The sequence below is a fragment of the Nonomuraea sp. NPDC049624 genome (assembly GCF_040675255.1).
Lineage (GTDB): Bacteria > Actinomycetota > Actinomycetes > Streptosporangiales > Streptosporangiaceae > Nonomuraea.
On the sequence record NZ_JBFAOR010000001.1, the window covers coordinates 1,001,017 to 1,018,007 of the forward strand.

Sequence of the window (16,991 nt, forward strand, 5' to 3'; positions counted from 1 at the left end):
GACCGTCACCGGGGGGAACGGAGCAGTCTTTTCAGGCTAACTCCTGGTATCGCAGGAAGTCATCCGGGGTGACGACCGTGCGCCTCGGCCCCGGGGTGGTTTGCTGGCGTGGTGAGTGACTACCGCTTGGGAGGAGCCTTCGGCCTGCTGCTGCCCATGCCGGGCGCGTCGCGACGGTGGGGCGCGCAGTGCCGCCGGATCCGGTCGTGGCGCGTCCCGCGGTGGCTGCGCCGCGTCGTGGCCGGGGTCGTGGTGCCGGCGGTGCTTCTCGCCGGTGGGTGTGGCCGTCCGGACGAGCGGGCGGGGCGGGGGCTCGGCTGGTCCGACTGCGGGGACGGCTTCCAGTGCGGGACGTTGCGGGTGCCGCTCGACCACGACCGTCCCGACGGTGAGCGGCTTGAGCTGGCGGTCGTCCGGCTGCCCGCGACGGGCGACCGGATCGGCTCGCTGGTGGTGAACCCGGGTGGGCCGGGGGCGTCCGGGGTCGAGTACGCCAGGGCCGCCCGGCTGGTGGTGGGCGAGAAGGTGCGGGAGCGGTTCGACGTCGTCGGGTTCGACCCGCGCGGGGTCGGCCGGTCGGCGCCGGTCGAGTGCCTCGACCATGCGGCTCTCGACGCCTTCGTCGCCATGGACACCACCCCCGACACCCTTGAGGAGCGGGCTGCGCTGGAGGCCGCTGCGCGGCGGTTCGCGGACGGCTGCCGGAAGCACTCCGGCCGGCTCATGCCCCACCTGGGCACCGTGGACGCGGCCCGCGACCTGGACCTGCTGCGCCAGGCCCTGGGCGACCGGAAACTGACCTATCTCGGCAAGTCGTACGGGACCTTTCTCGGGGCCGTCTATGCCGACCTGTTCCCCGGCAAGGTGCGCGCGCTCGCGCTGGACGGCGCCCTCGACCCGGCCGGTTCGCGGGTGCTGGTGAACACCGAGCAGGCCGTGGGGTTCGAGGAGGCGCTGCGCGCGTACGTCGAGGACTGCCTGGGCGACCGCGACTGCCCGTTCGCCGGCCGGACGGTCGAAGAGGCGATGGACCAGGTCGGGGCCCTGATCCGCCGCGCGGACACCCGGCCACTGGACGGCGGCGGCGGCCGGCGCGTCACCGAGGCGCTGGCCACCCTCGGCACGCTGACGCCGCTCTACGACCGATCCTCCTGGCCGGAGCTCACCGAGACGCTACGCCGGGCGCTGAACGGCGACGGCTCACTCCTGCTGCGCAACGCCGACCAGCTCGCGGGCAGGCAGGACGACGGCACCTACTCCAACCAGCTCGCGGCCAACCTGGCGGTGAACTGCGTCGACGGCCCGTATCCGGCGACGGCTGCGGCCTTCGCGGAGGATGCGGCGCAGGCGTCCAGGAGGGCGCCGCGGTTCGGGCCGTACATCGTGTGGTCGTCCCTGCCGTGTGCGTTCTGGCCGGCCCGGCCCACCTTCTCGCCGCACCGCCTGACCGCCGCCGGGGCTCCTCCGATCCTGGTCGTCGGCACGAGAGGGGACCCGGCGACGCCGTACGGGTGGGCTCGGGCGCTGGCGTCTGAGCTGCGGTCCGGCGTGCTGCTGAGCTACGACGGCGACGGGCACACCGCGTACGGGAACGGCTCCCCATGTGTGGACGACGCCGTGGACCGGTATCTCGTGGAGGGGGCGCCGCCGAAGGGTGGCGCGATCTGTCCGGGCATCCGGTGATCGGGAGGAGCAAGAACCCTTCGATCTCCTGTAGACTCTTGCAAGCCGTACAGGCACGCCGCCTTAGCTCAGTCGGCCAGAGCACTTCACTCGTAATGAAGGGGTCTGGGGTTCGAATCCCCAAGGCGGCTCCAGTTCAGAAGCCCTCCGCGATCTCGTGGAGGGCTTCTGCGTGTGTGACTGGGCGACCAAGGATCCCATCGCAGGACGGTGTCGCGATGTGGGACAGTGAGCGCGTGGAGCTGGTTGATCAGAAGAGGGCGGGGTTCGGTGCCCTGACCGTGCCGCAGCGTGTGATCGTGGTCGCAGTGTCAGGGGTGGGCCTTGTGGGCGGGACGGCGCTGTTGCTGGCGGATCCCCCGAGCGATGTTGCCGTGTTCTTCCTGATCTCTGCTTATGTCATCTCGGCGGTGGCGGTTCTGCAGAGTATTCCCTGGGTTCGGGCGCGGCTTGGGAGCGGGACTCAGCTCTGCCTGGGGTTCGTCTTGGCCTTCAACTCTCTGTCCGGTGAATACACGACGCCTGTGTTTCAGGGCGTAGGACTGATCGTGGGGATCGGCCTGTTGACTCACGTCCTTGTGCTTGCGGTGATCAGGGATCGGAGAGTGAGGAAGGGGCGTCAGCGCACCACGGCACAGGTTCACTGATCACGGAGGTGCGGCGCCCAGCCCGGGTCTACGTCCGCTCGGCGAAGACGTGGGTCAGAGCGGCGACGCGTCGGTAAGGGTCTGTGGCGCCGGCTTGTTCCTCGCAGTTCAGGAGCGCGGTCAGAGCCTGGGCGTCGGGGAGTTCCGCGTCGGCCGGTGCGGTGTCGGTGAACACGCGTACGCCGTACCAGGCGCGCACCTTCAGCCGCCGGTCGGTGAGCGCGGCGGTCAAGGCATCCAAGCGGTCGGCGCGAGCCGTGACACCGATGCGGTTGTCGTACGTCAGTTCCTGGAAGGCTCGCTGCGCTGTGGCCCAGTCGCCGAGCAGGCCGGGCCGCATCGCCAGGGCGTCGCCGTTGCGGACCAGCAGGGACAGCAGGCCCCCGGTGGTCAGCAGTCGCGACAGATCGTCCAGCAGCGGCCCGGGGGCGGGGAAGTACATGAGAACGCCGTGGCACAGCACGACGTCGAAGCTCTCGGACCGGAACAAGGTCGCGATGTCCCGTACGTCGCCTTGGAGTAGCCGCACGCGCCCCCGGACGTCCTCCGGCTCGTCCGTCAGGGCGCGCTGGAGATCGGCAAGGAGGGTCGCCGAGGAGTCCAGCCCTGTCACATCGTGTCCGCGTCGTGCCAGCCGCAGCAGTTGGGTTCCCTGGCCGCAGCCCACGTCCAGAACCCGCTGCGGCACCGCATCGGGCAGGTGAGCCGCCAACTGCCGGGCTACCAGCTCCTGGCGGACGACCTGCTGGAGTGTCCCCAGACGAGCCCGCCACTCTTGCTCACCTGCCGCGAAGCCAGAAGTCATCGCGCCTCTCTCCGCATGCCGTCAGACCAGCAGAGAGCCTACGCGTTCGTTCTTCCGCCCACTGTGACGTCCCCGAGGCGGCTGCCGAGTGCGGAAAGGCCGGTCAGATGCGGGAGCGGCGCTCCTGAGGCGCGGGTTCGGGGGTGGTGAGTTCGGTGAGCAGGGCGTTGAGCACGTGCATGGCGCGCCATGCCTTGGTCATGCCGAACTGCGCGCTGAACCGCACGACGGCACGGGCCTCCTCCGGTGTGGCGCCGGCGCCGAGGGCGCGGGTCAGGTGGGCGCGGAAGCTCTCCTCCAGGGTCTGGTAGAGCACGTCGACGGTCATCGTGATGAACGCCCGCTCCCGGGGCGACACCCGCTGCATGCCGGCGCGCATGCGGGACTGCAGGTCCATGTAGGTGCTGAACGGCCGGTCCAGGGCGGCCACGGCCTGGCGCATCGCCTCCGGGAGCGGGCTGCCCGTGCCGTCGGCGTTCACCTCGTGACCCTGGCCGGTGGGGGTGGGCAGGGCGTGCGTCCGTTCCAGTTCGGTCAGGCGGGCGAGGGCGGTCAGTGCGGCGGGGTATCCGCTGTCGTAGGCGACGAAGCACAGCATCTCGCGCAGGTCGTCGGCCGACAGGCCGCAGTCGGCGGCCATCGTCACGTGTTGTTCGAAGGGCAGGCCGAGAGTCTGCTGGCAGACGTCGGCGGTGAGGCACAGCAGGACCTTCTCGCGCCGGGTGAGCTCAGGGACCTCGTCCCAGAGCAGGCGGTCGGTGGCGGCGCTCATCTCGGCGAACACCGGGTCCAGCGCCTTCACCTGGATTTCCATGGATCTCCTCCATATGTGAACGACTGTAGCGCTACGACTGTAGTGCAACGAGCGTCCGCCTACAATGGGCCCTCATGGACGAGACCACCTCCGCCCCGGCCGGCCCTCGCGGCGGCAGGCAGGGACGCAATCCGCGAGGTCAGGGCGAACGCCTGCGGGACGACGTCATCGCCGCCGCTCTGCGCCTGCTGAACGAACTCGGCGACGACCAGGCCCTGTCCATGCGCGCGGTGGCACGGGAGGTCGGCGTCGCGGCGACCTCGGTGTACATCCACTTCGCCGACCGGGACGCGCTCGTGCTGGCCGCCTTGGAGAGGTTCCACGGCGAGCTCGTGGCGGCCGTCGATCAGGCCGAGGCCGGGGCCGCCGATCCGGCGGGGCGGCTGCGGGCCCGCGTCCTGCTGCTGGGCAGGTGGGTCCAGCAGCACCCCGGCCTGTACAAGGTGCTGCACGAGAGCACGCTCAACCAGCGGGTGGCCATGTCGTTCAAGCAGGAGCTGGCCGAGCGCACCACCGCCGCGGTGCAGCGATGCATCGACGCCGGGCTCGCCCCGGCCGACGACGCCGCCGCGGTCTCACTGGATCTGCGGGCGGCGGTGCACGGGGCCGTGTCGATGCGGGTCAACCAGCCCGACCTGCCGTGGCCGCCGCTGGAGGAGCAGGTCGATCGTTTCCTCGCCAAGCTCGTCGGACTCGCCGCCGGGGGCCGGACGGAGTGACCGCCTCGGGCGGGTGGGTTCACTGTGAGTGTCAGGAGGAGGGAAGGGGATTGTAAACGGAAGGTGATTGATCGAACACCATGAGTTGCGCCATGGTGCATGAGCCCTGTTCAACGCACCCTCGGAGGGACTCATGCTGGTTCGTCGCCTTCTGTCTGGAGCCGTCCTCGTCGTCACCGTCAGTGCGGGTCTGGTGCTGCCCGCCGCGGCTTCCGCTCCGAACCCGATGTGCATCGACGTCACCAACGACCGTGGCAACGGGGTCCGGATCTACCAGTGGGAGTGTCAGAGCAACAACAACAATCAGAAGTTCGTGATCGACGCGGGTCAGATCAAGATCAAGGACACTCTGGGGACGTCGCGGCCGATGTGTGTCGATGTCACCAATGACCGTGGCAACGGGGTCCGGATCTATCAGTGGGAGTGTCAGGCCAACAACGACAATCAGAAGTTCGTGATCGACGCGGGTCAGATCAAGATCAAGGACACTCTGGGGACGTCGCGGCCGATGTGTGTGGACGTCACCAATGACCGTGGCAACGGGGTCCGGATCTATCAGTGGGAGTGTCAGGCCAACAACGACAATCAGAAGTTCGTGATCGACGCGGGTCAGATAAAGATCAAGGACACTCTGGTCTGAGTCGGCGGGGTCGCTGGCGGGGGCTGGTCCGCGGTGACGGACCGGCCCCCGCCGTCCTTGTGCCGGACGCCGGTGCGGCGAGGGTCAGGCGGTGAAGTCGCGGACGAGGGCCACGAAGTCGTCGGGGCGTTCGACGCTGGAGACGTGGCCGGTGTCGAGTTCGAGGTAGGAGCTGCCGGGGATGGCGGCGTGGAGCTCGCGGGAGTTCTCCACCGGGATCAGGCCGTCGCGGGCCGCGCCGACCACCAGCGTGGGGGCCTGGATGCCGGGCAGCAGGCGGCGGAGGTCGACGCGGCGGCCGAGGTCGATCTGGCGCAGGCGGTTGGGGTGCGGCCGGAAGTACGTCGCCCGGCTCTCCAGGTCCTCGGCGTCGAGGGAATTGAGGTAGCGGCGGCTGAAGCCGGTCAGCATGGCGAAGCGGGCGAAGGCGTCCGGGGTGCCGGCCAGGCCGAGCCAGGTCTGCAGGGCGGTGCGCAGGTAGGCGTCCTCGGTGTGGGCCCAGCCGCCGACCGGGATCAGGCGGCGGACGAGGTCCGGGCGGGTGGCGGCGAGGGACAGCGCGATCACCGCGCCCAGGGAGAAGCCGAGCAGGTCCACGGGGGCCTTGCCGGAGTCCTCGATGACGGCCGCGAGCTGCTCGGTCAGGCCCTCGACGGTCAGGGGGGCGCCGTCGTCCTCGACGAGGTCGCTGCCGCCGAGGTCGGGCAGGATCACGGTGTTGCGGTCGGCGAAGCGCTCGGCGACGCCGTCCCAGGTCGACGAACCCGGGCCGGTGCCGTGCAGGAGCACCAGGCCGGGGCCGTCGCCGACGGTGCGGTAGGCGAGGCGGGTCCCGGAGACGGTCAGGTGTCGGGTCATGGACGCCACCGTGCCAGTCGGCGTCGCGGATGAGGAGCGGACCGGATTCCCTAGGACAGACAGTCCTGGACTGCGATATTTCGCGGTATTGCAGGATGGGCTCATGGATCGTGCGGAGCTTGCTGACTTCCTTCGCCGCTCGCGGGAGCGGCTGCTGCCCGGCGAGGTGGGGCTGCCTTCGGGGCCGCGTCGCCGTACGCCGGGGCTGAGGCGGGAGGAGGTGGCGCTGCTCGCGGGCATGTCGGCCGACTACCTGATGCGGTTGGAGCAGGCGCGCAGCCCGCAGCCGTCCACCCAGCTGCTGGCCGCGCTGGCGCGGGCGCTGCGGCTGACGAGCGACGAACGCGACCACCTCTACCTGCTGGCCGGGCACCGGCCGCCGGCCGGGCCGCGGGCGGGCGAGCACGTCAAGCCGAGCCTGCTCTACCTGCTCGACCGTCTCGTCGGGACGCCCGCGCAGGTGCTGAGCGACTTGGGCGACGTGCTGGCGCAGAACGCCATGGCCGAGTCCCTGTTCGGGTGCAGCTGCACCGTCGAGGAGCCCGATCGCAACATCGTGTGGCGCTGGTTCACCGACCCGTTCAGGCGCGAGGCCTACCCGGAGGAGGAGCACGCCGAGCGCTCCCGCGCGCACGTGGCCGACCTGCGCGCGGCGGTGGTCCGCCGCGGCAACGACGAGCCGGCGCAGGCCCTGGTCGAGCGCCTGCGCCGGGCCAGCCCGGAGTTCGTCTCGCTCTGGGAACGGCACGAGGTCGCGGTACGCCGCAGCAGCCGTCTACGGGTCAGGCATCCGGCCATCGGCGCGATGGAGTTCGACTACGAGGTGCTGCTGGCCCCGGCCGAGGACCAGCGGCTGCTGATCTTCACGCCGCCGCCCGGGTCGAAGACGTTCGAGGCGCTGGAGCTGCTGCGGGTGGTGGGGCCGGAGACCGTGCACCGGAGCCATCGGTAGCCGTACGGGACGCCGCGTCAGCGGGCGCGTCAGGACGGCGACGGTCCGGTGTCAGCGCGGCCGGGGATGGTTGAACCATCACCGGTCCGGGGAGTCGGCCCGAAGGCTTGAAAGGCGTACGAACATGACGAACGACAGCGTTTCCGTGAACAACGTGGCCGAGCGCCCGGAGCTGCAGAAGATCCTCCAGGAGATCGTGGACGCCGGTTTCGTCGGCGTGCAGCTGCGGGTGAACGACGAGCGGGGTGAGTGGGTCGGCACCGCCGGGTTGCGCGAGCTGGGCGGCCTCGCCGAGCCGCCGGCGGACGGGCGTTTCCGGGTCGGCAGCGTCACCAAGACCTTCACCGCGGCCCTCGCCCTGAGCCTGGTGGCCGACGGCGTGCTCGGCCTGGACGACGTCGTGGACGACCACCTGCCCGAGTTCGGGCTGGACCGGCGGATCACCGTCCGGATGTTGCTGCAGCACACCAGCGGCGTGTTCAACTTCACCGGCGAGTACTACGAGGACGGCACCGTCGTGCCGGGGATCGTCTGGTCGGGCAAGGAGTGGGTGGAGAACCGCTTCAAGACCTACCAGCCGCAGGAGCTGGTACGGCTCGCGCTGTCCAAGCCCGCCCGCTTCGAGCCGGGGGCGGACTGGAGCTACTCCAACACCAACTACGTCCTGGTCAGGCTGCTGATCGAGAAGGTCACCGGCCGTTCGCTGGCCGAGGAGATGCGGCTGCGCGTCCTTGACCCGCTCGGGCTGCCGGACACCGTCGTGCCGGACACCGACACCGAGATCGCCGGGCCGCACGCCCACGCCTACTACCGCTACGAGGAGGACGGCCAGGACAAGACGGTCGACGTCACCCGTCAGAACCCCTCCTGGATCTCCACCGGCGGCGACATGATCTCGACCACCCGCGACCTGCACACGTTCATCTCCGGGCTGATGGGCGGGCGGCTCCTGCCGCCCTCGCTGCTGGCCGCGATGCGCGACGCGCATCCCAAGGTCGGCTACGGGCTGGGGGTGTTCGTGCAGGACGCCGACCCCGACACCGGCACCCTCATCACCCACAACGGCGGCATCTCGGGCTCGGCGGCGCTGCTGTACAGCACGCCCGACGGCCGCAGGACCCTGACCGCCTCGGTGACCTACGTGGACGACGCCGCGATGTCCCAGGCCGCGGCGTTCCAGGAGGTCGTGCAGCGGCTGATCAAGGAGGTCTTCGGCGGCGCCGCCGGCGGGGACGGGACGGCGTCCTAGGGACCCGGGCCGGACGGCGGGCGTCGGCCCGATGCCCGCCCGCCCCGCCGACGGGCGTCGGCCCGATGCCGGCCCGCCGCGCCGACGGCCGGCGGCCGTCGGCCTTGACAGGGGCCCTTGCGCGCTCAGGGGAAATCGTCTAACTCTTAGGAAGGTTTCCTTTTTAATGGAAGGCGCGCAGAGTGGCCGCTACCCCCCGATCCGGCGCCCTGAAGCTCGTCCTGGCGGCCCTGTGCCTCCTGCTGGCCACCGCCTGCGGGGCGGCCGGGGCCCAGGCCCCGCCGGTGAACGCCCAGGACGTGATGTTCGTGCAGATGATGGTGCAGCACCACCGGCAGGGCATCGAGATCGCCAAGCTCGGCAGTCAACGGGCCACCAACGACCAGCTCCGGATCCTGGTGGCCGCCGTGGCCAGCACGCAGCAGGACGAGGTCGAGATGATGCTGCGCTGGCTGTACGCCTGGGAACAGCCGCTCACCGCCGCGTCCGGCTCCCATGACCACCACGGCGGCATGCCGGAGACCGACCGCAGGCAGATCAGGGCGCTGAAGAAGTCGAAGTCCTTCGAGCACGACCTGATGACCCTGCTGATCGCGCACCAGGGCGACGCGATCAAGATGGCGGACACCGAGGTGGCCTCCGGCGCGGACCCGGAGGTCAAGGAGTGGGCGGGGCAGGTGCAGGCGTCCCGCAAGGCGCAGATCGACCTGATGAAGGACCTGCTCAAGCGCTGATCGGGGGAGATCCCCGGTCGGCGTAGACGTGCGTCGGAATAAGTGATTATATCACTTGATATGTCCGAGGTTGCGCGGCCGACGCTTTCCGACGCTCTGACCGAGCGCATGCTGGAGCTCATCCGTAGTGGAGGGCACCGGCCGGGCGACAGGCTGCCCTCCACCAGGGAGCTCTCCCAGCGTTTCGCCGTCACCACCCCGACGCTGCGCGAAGCGTTGCGCAGGCTGGAGGCCACCGGAGCCATCGAGCTGCGGCACGGCTCGGGCATCTACGTCGGCGCCGACATCGAGCGGCTCGTGCTGCCCAACCCCAACATGCGCGAGATGCACGCCGCCCAGCTCCTCGAACTGCTCGGCGCGCGCATCGTGATCGAGCCGCCGCTGGCCGCCATGGCCGCCGAGCACGCCGAGGGCGCGGAGCTGGCCGCGCTCAAGCGGGTGCTCGACCAGGCCGGCCGGCACCTGCGCGGCGAGGACGCCGAGCTGCACGAGGCCAACATGTCCTTCCACCGGGCGACCGCGCGGATGGCGGGCAACAGCGTGCTGCACGAGGTCGTCGACTCACTGCTCACCGTCCACGGGCCGGAGCAGCGGGAGATCCTGCAGATCTTCGACGACCGGCGCCGCGACTACGAGGAGCACCTGGCCATCCTGGAGGCCATCGAAGCGCGCGACGCCGCCGAGGCGCAGGCGCGCATGCGGGCCCATCTGGTCGACGTCCGGACCGTCGTCGAGCAGAGGTTGCCGCCCAGATAGAGCAAGTCCCCCCGAAAGAGCAAGGAGGCCGGCCATGTTCCGGTCACGTGTGGCCACGCTCGGCGTGGCGGCGCTGGTCCTGACCGCCTGCGGCGGCAACAGCGCCGAGGCGCCGAAGAAGAAGACCGAACTGACGCTCTACAACGACAAGGGCGCCTGGACGAAATACTTCGACGAGATGGGCGCGCTGTCCAAGCAGCAGATCGGCCTGGGCATGAAGCCGACGGGATACACCGACTCCGCGCAGTACCAGGCCTTCATCAAGGCGTCGTTCCGCACGGACGTGAAGCCCGACCTGTTCACCTGGCAGACCGGGGGGATGCTGGCGGAGATCGTCAAGCAGAAGCAGGTGGCCGACACCACGGCCGTCTGGCAGGAGGCGATCAAGGCGGGCGACCTGTCGCAGGATCTCGCCCCGTACTACACCATCGGCGGCAAGCAGTACTGCGTGCCGATGAACGTCGCCTACTGGGGCATGTTCTACAACAAGAAGATCTTCGACAAGTACCGCCTGAAGCCCCCGCAGACGTGGGACGAGCTGGTCCAGGCCGCCGAGACCCTGAAGAAGAACGGCGTCAAGGCCTTCTACCACACCAGCGTGCTGTTCTCCTTCGTCTGGTTCGAGCAGCTTCTCGCCGGCTCCGACCCCGACCTGTACGACCGGCTGTCCACGGGCCAGGCGAAGTACACCGACCCGGGTGTGGTGCAGGTGATGGAGAAGTGGAAGTCGCTCATCGACGCCGGATATTTCATGAACCCGGGTGACAAGACCGACCCTGGGGACGTCATGAAGACCGGCAAGGCGGCGATGGTCTCCTTCGGCACCTGGTTCAGCACCAGCATGACCCAGCGCGACCTGAAGTCCGGCACCGACTACGGGTTCTTCGTCATCCCCAACGTCAACCCCGCGCTGCCGAAGACCTCGATGATCTTCGAGAGCGGGCCGCTGTGCTCGCTCACCAAGGGGGCCGACCCCGACTCCAGCATGAAGTACCTCAAGTGGTGGACCACCGCCGACGCCCAGAAGAAGTGGGCCACCACCAGGGGCGACGTGAGCGCCAACCCGAAGGTCGAGATCGCCGACGAAGCGCTCGGCGCGGTCACCAAGGACGCGGGCGGTGGCAAGTACCGCCTGGTCAACCGCTACTTCGAGGCCACGCCGCCGCCGGTGCTGACCGCCGCGCTCGACGGCTTCGGCAAGTTCGTCACCGAGCCGGGCTCGTACAAGGAAGTGCTGGACACCATCCAGAAGGCCGCCGACGAGTACTGGGCCACGCATCAGTGATGGGCGCCCGGACCCCGATGCTGGGCCGGTTCAGGCACGGTTACGTGGCGCCCGCGGCCGTGCTGGTCGCGGGGCTGCTCTACGCGCCGTTCCTGTGGACGGCCTACCTGAGCCTCACCCGCTACGACGGCCTGGAGCCCCCGGCGTGGGTCGGCGTGCACAACTTCGTCAAGCTGCTGGACGACCCCGCGCTGCTCACCTCGACCCGCAACACGCTCATCTGGGTGGCCGGCACGATGGTGCTGCCGGTCGGGCTCGGCCTGCTGGTCGCGGTGCTGTCCTACGACATCAAGGGCGGCGCCTGGTACCGGGTGCCGTTCATGTTGCCGTACGCGCTGAGCGGCGCGGGCCTGGCCATGGTGTGGAGCCCGGTGTTGTCCCACGACGGCATCGCCAACCGGCTGCTCGGCGTGGACACCGCGTTCCTGCAGGTCGCGCCGGACAACACGCTGGCCATGCTGCTGGTGTGGACCTGGCAGCAGCTCGGCGTGAACACGCTGCTGTTCGTCGTGGGCCTGCAGTCCATCCCCAAGGAGCCGATCGAGGCCGCCCGCCTGGACGGCGCCTCCGGCTGGCGGCTGTTCCGGCACGTGATCTGGCCGCTGATGCGCCCGCTGACCGCGGTCGTGGTCGGGCTGGCCCTGGTGGCGAGCCTGAAGACGTTCGACATCGTGTGGGTGCTGACGCAGGGCGGCCCGGGACGCAACTCCGAGACGCTGGCGGTGACCATGTACCGCGACACGTTCGTGGCCAGTGACTACGGCTACGGCTCGGCGGTCGCGGTGCTGCTCACCGTGGTCACCGGGCTGGCCTCCTACCTCTACCTGAGGAGGCAGGTGCGATGATCCGGCGGATCGTGCTCATCGTGCTCGGGCTGATCTGGCTCGGCCCGACCTACCTGCTCATCGTCAACGCCTCCAGGCCGGCCGCGTCGTACGACCCGGGCAGCGCGTGGGCGCCGTCCGGCGACTTCGCGCTGCTGGACAACTTCGGCCGCGCCCTGGACAGCGCCGACCTGACCGGCAGCCTGGCCAGCACCGCGCTCTACGCGGTCGTCTCGCCGCTGCTCGGCGTGGTGATCGGGGCGCTGGCCGGCTACACGATCGTGGTGCTGCGGCTGCGCCACGGGTTCTGGTGGTTCCTGCTGATCTTCGGCGGCACGGTGTTCCCGTCGCAGATGCTGCTGGTGCCGCTGTTCGTCGGCTACAGCGACGCCGGCCTGTACGACAGCAGGCTCGGCATGATCCTGATCTACACCGCGATCAACGTGCCGCTGGCCGCGTTCGTGCTGCGCAACTTCTACACGGGGGTGGCGTTCTCGATCTTCGAGGCGGCCCGCATGGACGGCGCGTCCACGTGGCGCATCTTCTGGCGCATCTACCTGCCGATCTCGCTCAGCGCGCTGACGGCGGTGTTCATCCTGGAGTTCACCTTCATCTGGAACGACCTCATCTTCGGCCTGACGCTGACGCAGACGCAGAGCGTCCGGCCGGTCATGACCGCCCTGGCCGGGCTGATGACCGACGTCTACGCCGGCACCCCGGTCCCCGTCGGCCTGGCGGCGGGCCTGGTGGTCTCGCTGCCGACGGTCGTGCTGTTCCTGGCCACCCAGCGCCTCTTCGCACGGGGCCTGTCCCTAGGGAGTGTTTAGATGACGAGCCGGTTGCTGCAGCGGAGCCTGGGTAGCCCCGACTACGACGGGATCAGGCAGGCGCTGCGCAACGACACCTCCACACCGGTGATCAGCGCCCGCGGGCTGGAGGTGCGGGTCGCGGTGCTGCCGCTGTTCACGCACGACGGCCGCCAGGCGGTCCGGGTGTCGAGCACGCAACCCCTGACCCACGTGCTGGTGGGCGTCGACAGCGCCTCCGGCACGGACGTGACGCTGCTGGTGCCCGAGGTGGACGCGCCGCGCACGCTCACCCTGGAGTGCCGCGACGACGCCGGCGTGGTCGGCAGCGCGCAGGTCACGGTAACCCCGCAGCGCAAGTGGAGCGTGTTCGTCGTGCACCACTCGCACCTGGACATCGGCTACACCGACCCCCAGGGCACGGTGCTCCGCCACCACCTCGACTACCTCGACGCGGCCCTGCGGCTGGCCGAGGAGACCGCCTCCTGGCCGGACGACGCCAAGTTCCGCTGGACGGTCGAGTCGTCGATGCCCGCGCTCAAATGGCTCGGCGCCCGGCCGGCCGGGCAGGTCGAGTCGTTCGCCGCGCTGGCCAGGGCGGGCGTGATCGAGGTGACCGCGCTGCCGTTCCAGCTGCACACCGAGGCGTGCTCGACCGAGGAGCTCTACCGCCAGCTCCGCTTCACCGCCCAGCTCCAGGACCGGTACGGCTTCGCCACCAGGTCCGCCATGCACACCGACGTGCCGGGCGCGGTCGTCGGCCTGGTGGACGCGCTCAACGCCTCAGGCGTGCGCTACCTGGCCGCCGCGCACAACTGGGCCGGGCGGTCGGTGCCGTACCTGCACGGCGGCGACAAGCTGACCAGGCCGTTCCGGTGGCGGGCGCCGAGCGGGAACGAGCTGCTCGTGTGGTTCACCGACACGCCGCACGGGATGGCGTACATGGAGGGCAACACGGTCGGGCTGACCGACTCCTACGAGCTGGCCGACGACCTGCTGCCGCGCTACCTGTCGGCGCTGGCCACGCGGGGCTACCCGTACGGGCCGGGGACGTTCGGCTGGCAGGGGCCGGACGCGCCGCGCGAGCCGTACGAGCTGGACGTGCTGCACCTGCGGGTGCAGGGCGCGCACGCCGACAACGCCGGGCCGTCGATCGTGCCCGCCTCCATCGCCCGCCGGTGGAACGAGACGTGGGCCTGGCCGCGCCTGCGCTCGGCGGTCAACAGCGACTTCTTCGAGCACGTCGAGGAGCGCTACCACGACCGCCTGGCCGTGCACGAGGGCGACTGGACCGACTGGTGGGCCGACGGGCTCGGCTCGGGCGCCCGCCCGCTCGGCTACGTGCGCCGCGCCCAGTCGGCCCTGCGCGTGGCCGAGACGCTGCACACGATCGCCGGCGCGGACGCCACGGACGAGATCGACGCGGCCTACGACAAGGTCGCCCTGTTCAACGAGCACACCTGGGGAGCGGCCAACCCGTGGGAGGACGCCGAGGAGGCGGGCGACTCCGGCGGCCTGCAGTGGACCCGCAAGTCGTCGGGCGCCTACCAGGCCCAGGACGACGCCTCCGACCTGCTGCACGCCGCCACCCGCCGCTTCGCCGCCGCCCTCTCCTCCCCGGACGCGAAAGGCCCGGACGCGGAGGGCGCGGCGCTGGCCGCCTTCGCCGTCTTCAACCCCGGCACCAGGGCACGGACCGACGTGGTGCGCGCGTTCCTGCCGCGCGACGTGGTGGCCGTGGACGTGCCGATCGTGCTGGTCGACGCCCGGACCGGCGAGACCGTGCCGCACCACGAGGAGTACGTCGACCCCGACGACTGGCCGACCCGCCCGATCGGCCGGCACGTGCACGCCGTGGTGCCGGACGTCCCCGGCTTCGGCTACGCGCGGCTGGACGTCGTCCGCGGGCCGGGCCAGGCCCCCGAGCCGGTCGAGCCGGACCTGGACGGCGTGATCGAGAACGAGTTCTACCGGGTCGCCTACGACGTGCGCGAAGGCTACATCAGCTCGATCTTCGACAAGTCCGCCGGCCGTGAGCTGGTCAACGGCGACGCCGCCGCCGGCTTCGGCCAGTACGTCTACGACCGCTACGCCACCGCCCCGCACTTCAACCACCTGTCCGGCCACGTCGGGGCGCACGACAGGACGCTCCTCGGAGACCGGGCGATCGCCCGCAACGCGACGATCGTCAGGGCCGTGCGCACGGCGGTCGGCGAGAAGCTGGTCGTCGAGCTCCAGGGCAAGGGCGTCGACTGGCTGCGCACCACGATCGAGCTGCACCGGGGCGTCCCCCGGCTCGACCTGACCTACCAGCTCGCCAAGCAGGGCACCCCGGCCAAGGAGGCGGTGTTCCTGGCGTTCCCGTTCGCGACCGGCCCGGCCACGGCCTGGGAGCTGACCGGCGGGGTCGGCGGCCCCGGCGTGCCGCGCGTGCCGGGATCGGCCGAGTACATGTTGCCGATCAGGCACTGGATCGCCTTCGAGGACCCCGAGCTGACCGTCGCCTGGGCCACCCTGGAAGCGCCGCTGGTGCAGCTCGGCACCATCCACATGCCGTACGCGCCGTTCCCGCCCACGCTCGACCAGGAGGACGGCACGGTCTACTCCTGGGCGCTCAACAACATCTGGGACACCAACTTCCCCGCCCAGCAGCAGGGCGAGACCACCTTCCGGTACGCCGTCACGTCGGCGGCCGGCGTCAAGGGCAGCAGGCTGGGCGCGGCGGCGGCCTCGGGGCTGACCGAGCCGTTCGTCGGCGCGCTGATCACCGGCGGTCCCGGGGCCACCGAGACCTACGCCTCGGTGGACCACCCCGACGTGCTGATCACCTCGATCGGCCGGGTGGACGGCGAGCAGGTGGTCCGGCTGCAGTCGCTGGCCGCCGAGCCGGTGACGGCGACGGTCACGATCGCCGGACGGGATCCGGTCGAGGTCCGGCTGCCCGCCTGCGGGGTCGCCGTCGTCGGAGGGAAGCGCGCGTGAAGATCGTTGACATCCGGGCCACGACGGTCGCCGTCCCGCTGGAGGCGCCGCTGCGGCACAGCAACGGCGCCCACTGGGGCCGGTTCGTGCGCACGATCGTCGAGGTCGAGGCCGACAACGGGCTGGTCGGCCTGGGGGAGATGGGCGGCGGGGGCGAGAGCGCGGAGTCGGCCTTCCGGGCGCTCGTCCCGTACCTGAAGGGGCACAACCCGTTCGAGCTGGAGGCGCTGCGCTTCAAGATCGCCAATCCGACCGCCTCGCTCTACAACAACCGCACCCAGCTCCTGGCCGCCGTCGAGTTCGCCTGCCTCGACCTCGTCGGGCAGCACCTCGGCGTGCCCGTCCACGACCTGCTGGGCGGGCGGCTGCGGGACAGGGTCCCGTTCGCCTCCTACCTGTTCTTCCGCTACGCCGCCGACGGCCACCCGGAGATCCGCACCCCCGGCCAGCTCGTCGAGCACGCCGCCCGGCTCAAGCAGGCGCACGGGTTCACCGTGCACAAGCTCAAGGGCGGCGTCTTCCCGCCGGACTACGAGCTGGAGTGCTACCGGGCCCTGGCCGAGGCGTTCCCGGCCGACCGGCTCAGGTACGACCCCAACGCCGTCCTGTCGGTGGCCGAGGGCCTGCGGTTCGGCCGGGCCATCGAGGGGCTGAACAACGACTACCTGGAGGACCCGGTCTGGGGGATGGAAGGGCTCAGGGCAGTCCGGGAGCAGGTCAGGGTGCCCCTCGCCACGAACACGGTGGTCGTCAACTTCGAGCAGCTCGCCTCCAACGTGCTGCGCAGGTCCGCCGACGTGGTGCTGCTGGACACGACGTTCTGGGGTGGGGTCCGGCCGTGCGTGAAGGCGGCGGGGGTGTGCGACACGTTCCAGGTGGGGGTGGCCGTGCACTCCTCGGGCGAGCTCGGCATCCAGCTCGCGACCATGCTGCACCTCGGCGCGGTGCTGCCGAACCTCACCTACGCCGCCGACGCCCACTACCACCAGCTGCGCGACGACGTGATCGAGGGCGGCCGGCTGCCGTACGCGGACGGCGCCATCGCCGTGCCCTCCGGGCCGGGGCTCGGGGTGCGTCTCGACCCCGATCGCGTGGCCCGCTACGCCGAGTTCTACCGGGAGACCGGCGGCTATCCCTACGACCGCGACCCGGGGCGTCCCGGCTGGTACGCCACCGTCCCGAACGAGCGCTTCGCCGACCCCGCGATCTCGGTGGACGTTGCCCCATAATTGGCCGC

At 70.5% G+C, this 16,991-nt stretch carries 16 protein-coding genes and 1 tRNA gene; 14 read left to right on the plus strand and 3 right to left on the minus strand.

Annotated elements, in window-relative coordinates; translation table 11 throughout:
- Positions 1-111: 111 nt before the first annotated feature.
- The 3 genes from AB0J76_RS05265 (at position 112) to AB0J76_RS05275 (ending at position 2,330) form a co-directional block, all read left to right on the plus strand.
- Entirely contained in the window at positions 112-1,683 is a 1,572-nt protein-coding gene (locus AB0J76_RS05265; protein ID WP_352318545.1) for an alpha/beta hydrolase, read from the plus strand.
- A 57-nt stretch (positions 1,684-1,740) separates the two neighbouring features.
- Positions 1,741-1,817: transfer RNA gene (locus AB0J76_RS05270), tRNA-Thr, on the plus strand.
- 102 nt (positions 1,818-1,919) lie between these two features.
- Positions 1,920-2,330 (plus strand): hypothetical protein, encoded by a 411-nt coding sequence (locus AB0J76_RS05275; protein ID WP_352318547.1) that lies wholly within the window; start codon positions 1,920-1,922, stop codon positions 2,328-2,330.
- 28 nt (positions 2,331-2,358) lie between these two features.
- Here AB0J76_RS05275 and AB0J76_RS05280 read toward each other — a convergent pair whose 3' ends face one another.
- Both AB0J76_RS05280 and AB0J76_RS05285 read right to left on the minus strand, forming a co-directional pair.
- Complete coding sequence (locus AB0J76_RS05280) at positions 2,359-3,135, minus strand: methyltransferase domain-containing protein (protein ID WP_352318549.1); 777 nt, start codon at positions 3,133-3,135, stop codon at positions 2,359-2,361.
- A gap of 103 nt (positions 3,136-3,238) precedes the next feature.
- The gene (locus AB0J76_RS05285) at positions 3,239-3,949 is read right to left on the minus strand and encodes a carboxymuconolactone decarboxylase family protein (protein ID WP_352318551.1); all 711 of its coding nucleotides are present in this window, start codon (positions 3,947-3,949) and stop codon (positions 3,239-3,241) included.
- A gap of 74 nt (positions 3,950-4,023) precedes the next feature.
- Between AB0J76_RS05285 and AB0J76_RS05290 the strand changes: the two genes are divergently transcribed.
- Both AB0J76_RS05290 and AB0J76_RS05295 read left to right on the plus strand, forming a co-directional pair.
- Positions 4,024-4,668 carry a TetR/AcrR family transcriptional regulator gene (locus AB0J76_RS05290; protein WP_352318553.1) on the plus strand — a complete coding sequence of 215 codons (645 nt, stop codon included), beginning with the start codon at positions 4,024-4,026 and terminating at the stop codon, positions 4,666-4,668.
- 133 nt (positions 4,669-4,801) lie between these two features.
- Positions 4,802-5,308, plus strand: a complete 507-nt coding sequence (locus AB0J76_RS05295) for an RICIN domain-containing protein (RefSeq protein WP_364388830.1) — start codon at positions 4,802-4,804, stop codon at positions 5,306-5,308.
- Between the two features lie 84 nt (positions 5,309-5,392).
- Here AB0J76_RS05295 and AB0J76_RS05300 read toward each other — a convergent pair whose 3' ends face one another.
- Positions 5,393-6,166: an alpha/beta hydrolase gene (locus AB0J76_RS05300; RefSeq protein ID WP_352318557.1), complete on the minus strand. Its 774-nt coding sequence runs from the start codon at positions 6,164-6,166 to the stop codon at positions 5,393-5,395.
- Positions 6,167-6,269: 103 nt separating this feature from the next.
- On the opposite strand from AB0J76_RS05300, the gene AB0J76_RS05305 reads away from it, so the two are divergent.
- The 9 genes from AB0J76_RS05305 to AB0J76_RS05345 all read left to right on the plus strand — a co-directional run bounded on the left by AB0J76_RS05305 (position 6,270) and on the right by AB0J76_RS05345 (position 16,983).
- Entirely contained in the window at positions 6,270-7,118 is an 849-nt protein-coding gene (locus tag AB0J76_RS05305; protein WP_352318559.1) for a helix-turn-helix transcriptional regulator, read from the plus strand.
- Positions 7,119-7,242: 124 nt separating this feature from the next.
- A complete protein-coding gene (locus AB0J76_RS05310) occupies positions 7,243-8,367 on the plus strand; it encodes a serine hydrolase domain-containing protein (RefSeq protein WP_352318561.1) in 1,125 nt (374 codons plus the stop codon).
- 182 nt (positions 8,368-8,549) lie between these two features.
- On the plus strand, positions 8,550-9,101 hold the full coding sequence (locus AB0J76_RS05315) for a DUF305 domain-containing protein (RefSeq protein WP_352318563.1): 552 nt from the start codon (positions 8,550-8,552) through the stop codon (positions 9,099-9,101).
- 60 nt (positions 9,102-9,161) lie between these two features.
- Positions 9,162-9,857 (plus strand): FadR/GntR family transcriptional regulator, encoded by a 696-nt coding sequence (locus AB0J76_RS05320; RefSeq protein WP_352318565.1) that lies wholly within the window; start codon positions 9,162-9,164, stop codon positions 9,855-9,857.
- A 34-nt stretch (positions 9,858-9,891) separates the two neighbouring features.
- Positions 9,892-11,142: an extracellular solute-binding protein gene (locus AB0J76_RS05325; RefSeq protein WP_352318566.1), complete on the plus strand. Its 1,251-nt coding sequence runs from the start codon at positions 9,892-9,894 to the stop codon at positions 11,140-11,142.
- Positions 11,142-11,987: a sugar ABC transporter permease gene (locus tag AB0J76_RS05330; RefSeq protein WP_352318568.1), complete on the plus strand. Its 846-nt coding sequence runs from the start codon at positions 11,142-11,144 to the stop codon at positions 11,985-11,987. Before AB0J76_RS05325 ends, AB0J76_RS05330 begins: the two co-directional genes overlap by 1 nt.
- Entirely contained in the window at positions 11,984-12,793 is an 810-nt protein-coding gene (locus AB0J76_RS05335; RefSeq protein ID WP_352318570.1) for a carbohydrate ABC transporter permease, read from the plus strand. The genes AB0J76_RS05330 and AB0J76_RS05335 overlap by 4 nt, the downstream gene beginning before the upstream one ends.
- The gene (locus AB0J76_RS05340; protein ID WP_352318572.1) at positions 12,794-15,754 is read left to right on the plus strand and encodes a glycoside hydrolase family 38 C-terminal domain-containing protein; all 2,961 of its coding nucleotides are present in this window, start codon (positions 12,794-12,796) and stop codon (positions 15,752-15,754) included. It begins immediately after the preceding gene.
- On the plus strand, positions 15,751-16,983 hold the full coding sequence (locus AB0J76_RS05345) for an enolase C-terminal domain-like protein (protein WP_352318574.1): 1,233 nt from the start codon (positions 15,751-15,753) through the stop codon (positions 16,981-16,983). The genes AB0J76_RS05340 and AB0J76_RS05345 overlap by 4 nt, the downstream gene beginning before the upstream one ends.
- Positions 16,984-16,991: the final 8 nt, after the last annotated feature.

Coding starts and splice junctions, on each gene's coding strand:
- AB0J76_RS05310 (WP_352318561.1), top strand. CDS start 7,243: ATGACGAACGACAGCGTTTCCGTGAACAACGTGGCCGAGCGCCCGGAG.
- AB0J76_RS05300 (WP_352318557.1), bottom strand. CDS start 6,166: ATGACCCGACACCTGACCGTCTCCGGGACCCGCCTCGCCTACCGCACC.
- AB0J76_RS05330 (WP_352318568.1), top strand. CDS start 11,142: ATGGGCGCCCGGACCCCGATGCTGGGCCGGTTCAGGCACGGTTACGTG.
- AB0J76_RS05285 (WP_352318551.1), bottom strand. CDS start 3,949: ATGGAAATCCAGGTGAAGGCGCTGGACCCGGTGTTCGCCGAGATGAGC.
- AB0J76_RS05320 (WP_352318565.1), top strand. CDS start 9,162: ATGTCCGAGGTTGCGCGGCCGACGCTTTCCGACGCTCTGACCGAGCGC.
- AB0J76_RS05305 (WP_352318559.1), top strand. CDS start 6,270: ATGGATCGTGCGGAGCTTGCTGACTTCCTTCGCCGCTCGCGGGAGCGG.
- AB0J76_RS05335 (WP_352318570.1), top strand. CDS start 11,984: ATGATCCGGCGGATCGTGCTCATCGTGCTCGGGCTGATCTGGCTCGGC.
- AB0J76_RS05290 (WP_352318553.1), top strand. CDS start 4,024: ATGGACGAGACCACCTCCGCCCCGGCCGGCCCTCGCGGCGGCAGGCAG.
- AB0J76_RS05295 (WP_364388830.1), top strand. CDS start 4,802: ATGCTGGTTCGTCGCCTTCTGTCTGGAGCCGTCCTCGTCGTCACCGTC.
- AB0J76_RS05340 (WP_352318572.1), top strand. CDS start 12,794: ATGACGAGCCGGTTGCTGCAGCGGAGCCTGGGTAGCCCCGACTACGAC.
- AB0J76_RS05325 (WP_352318566.1), top strand. CDS start 9,892: ATGTTCCGGTCACGTGTGGCCACGCTCGGCGTGGCGGCGCTGGTCCTG.
- AB0J76_RS05280 (WP_352318549.1), bottom strand. CDS start 3,135: ATGACTTCTGGCTTCGCGGCAGGTGAGCAAGAGTGGCGGGCTCGTCTG.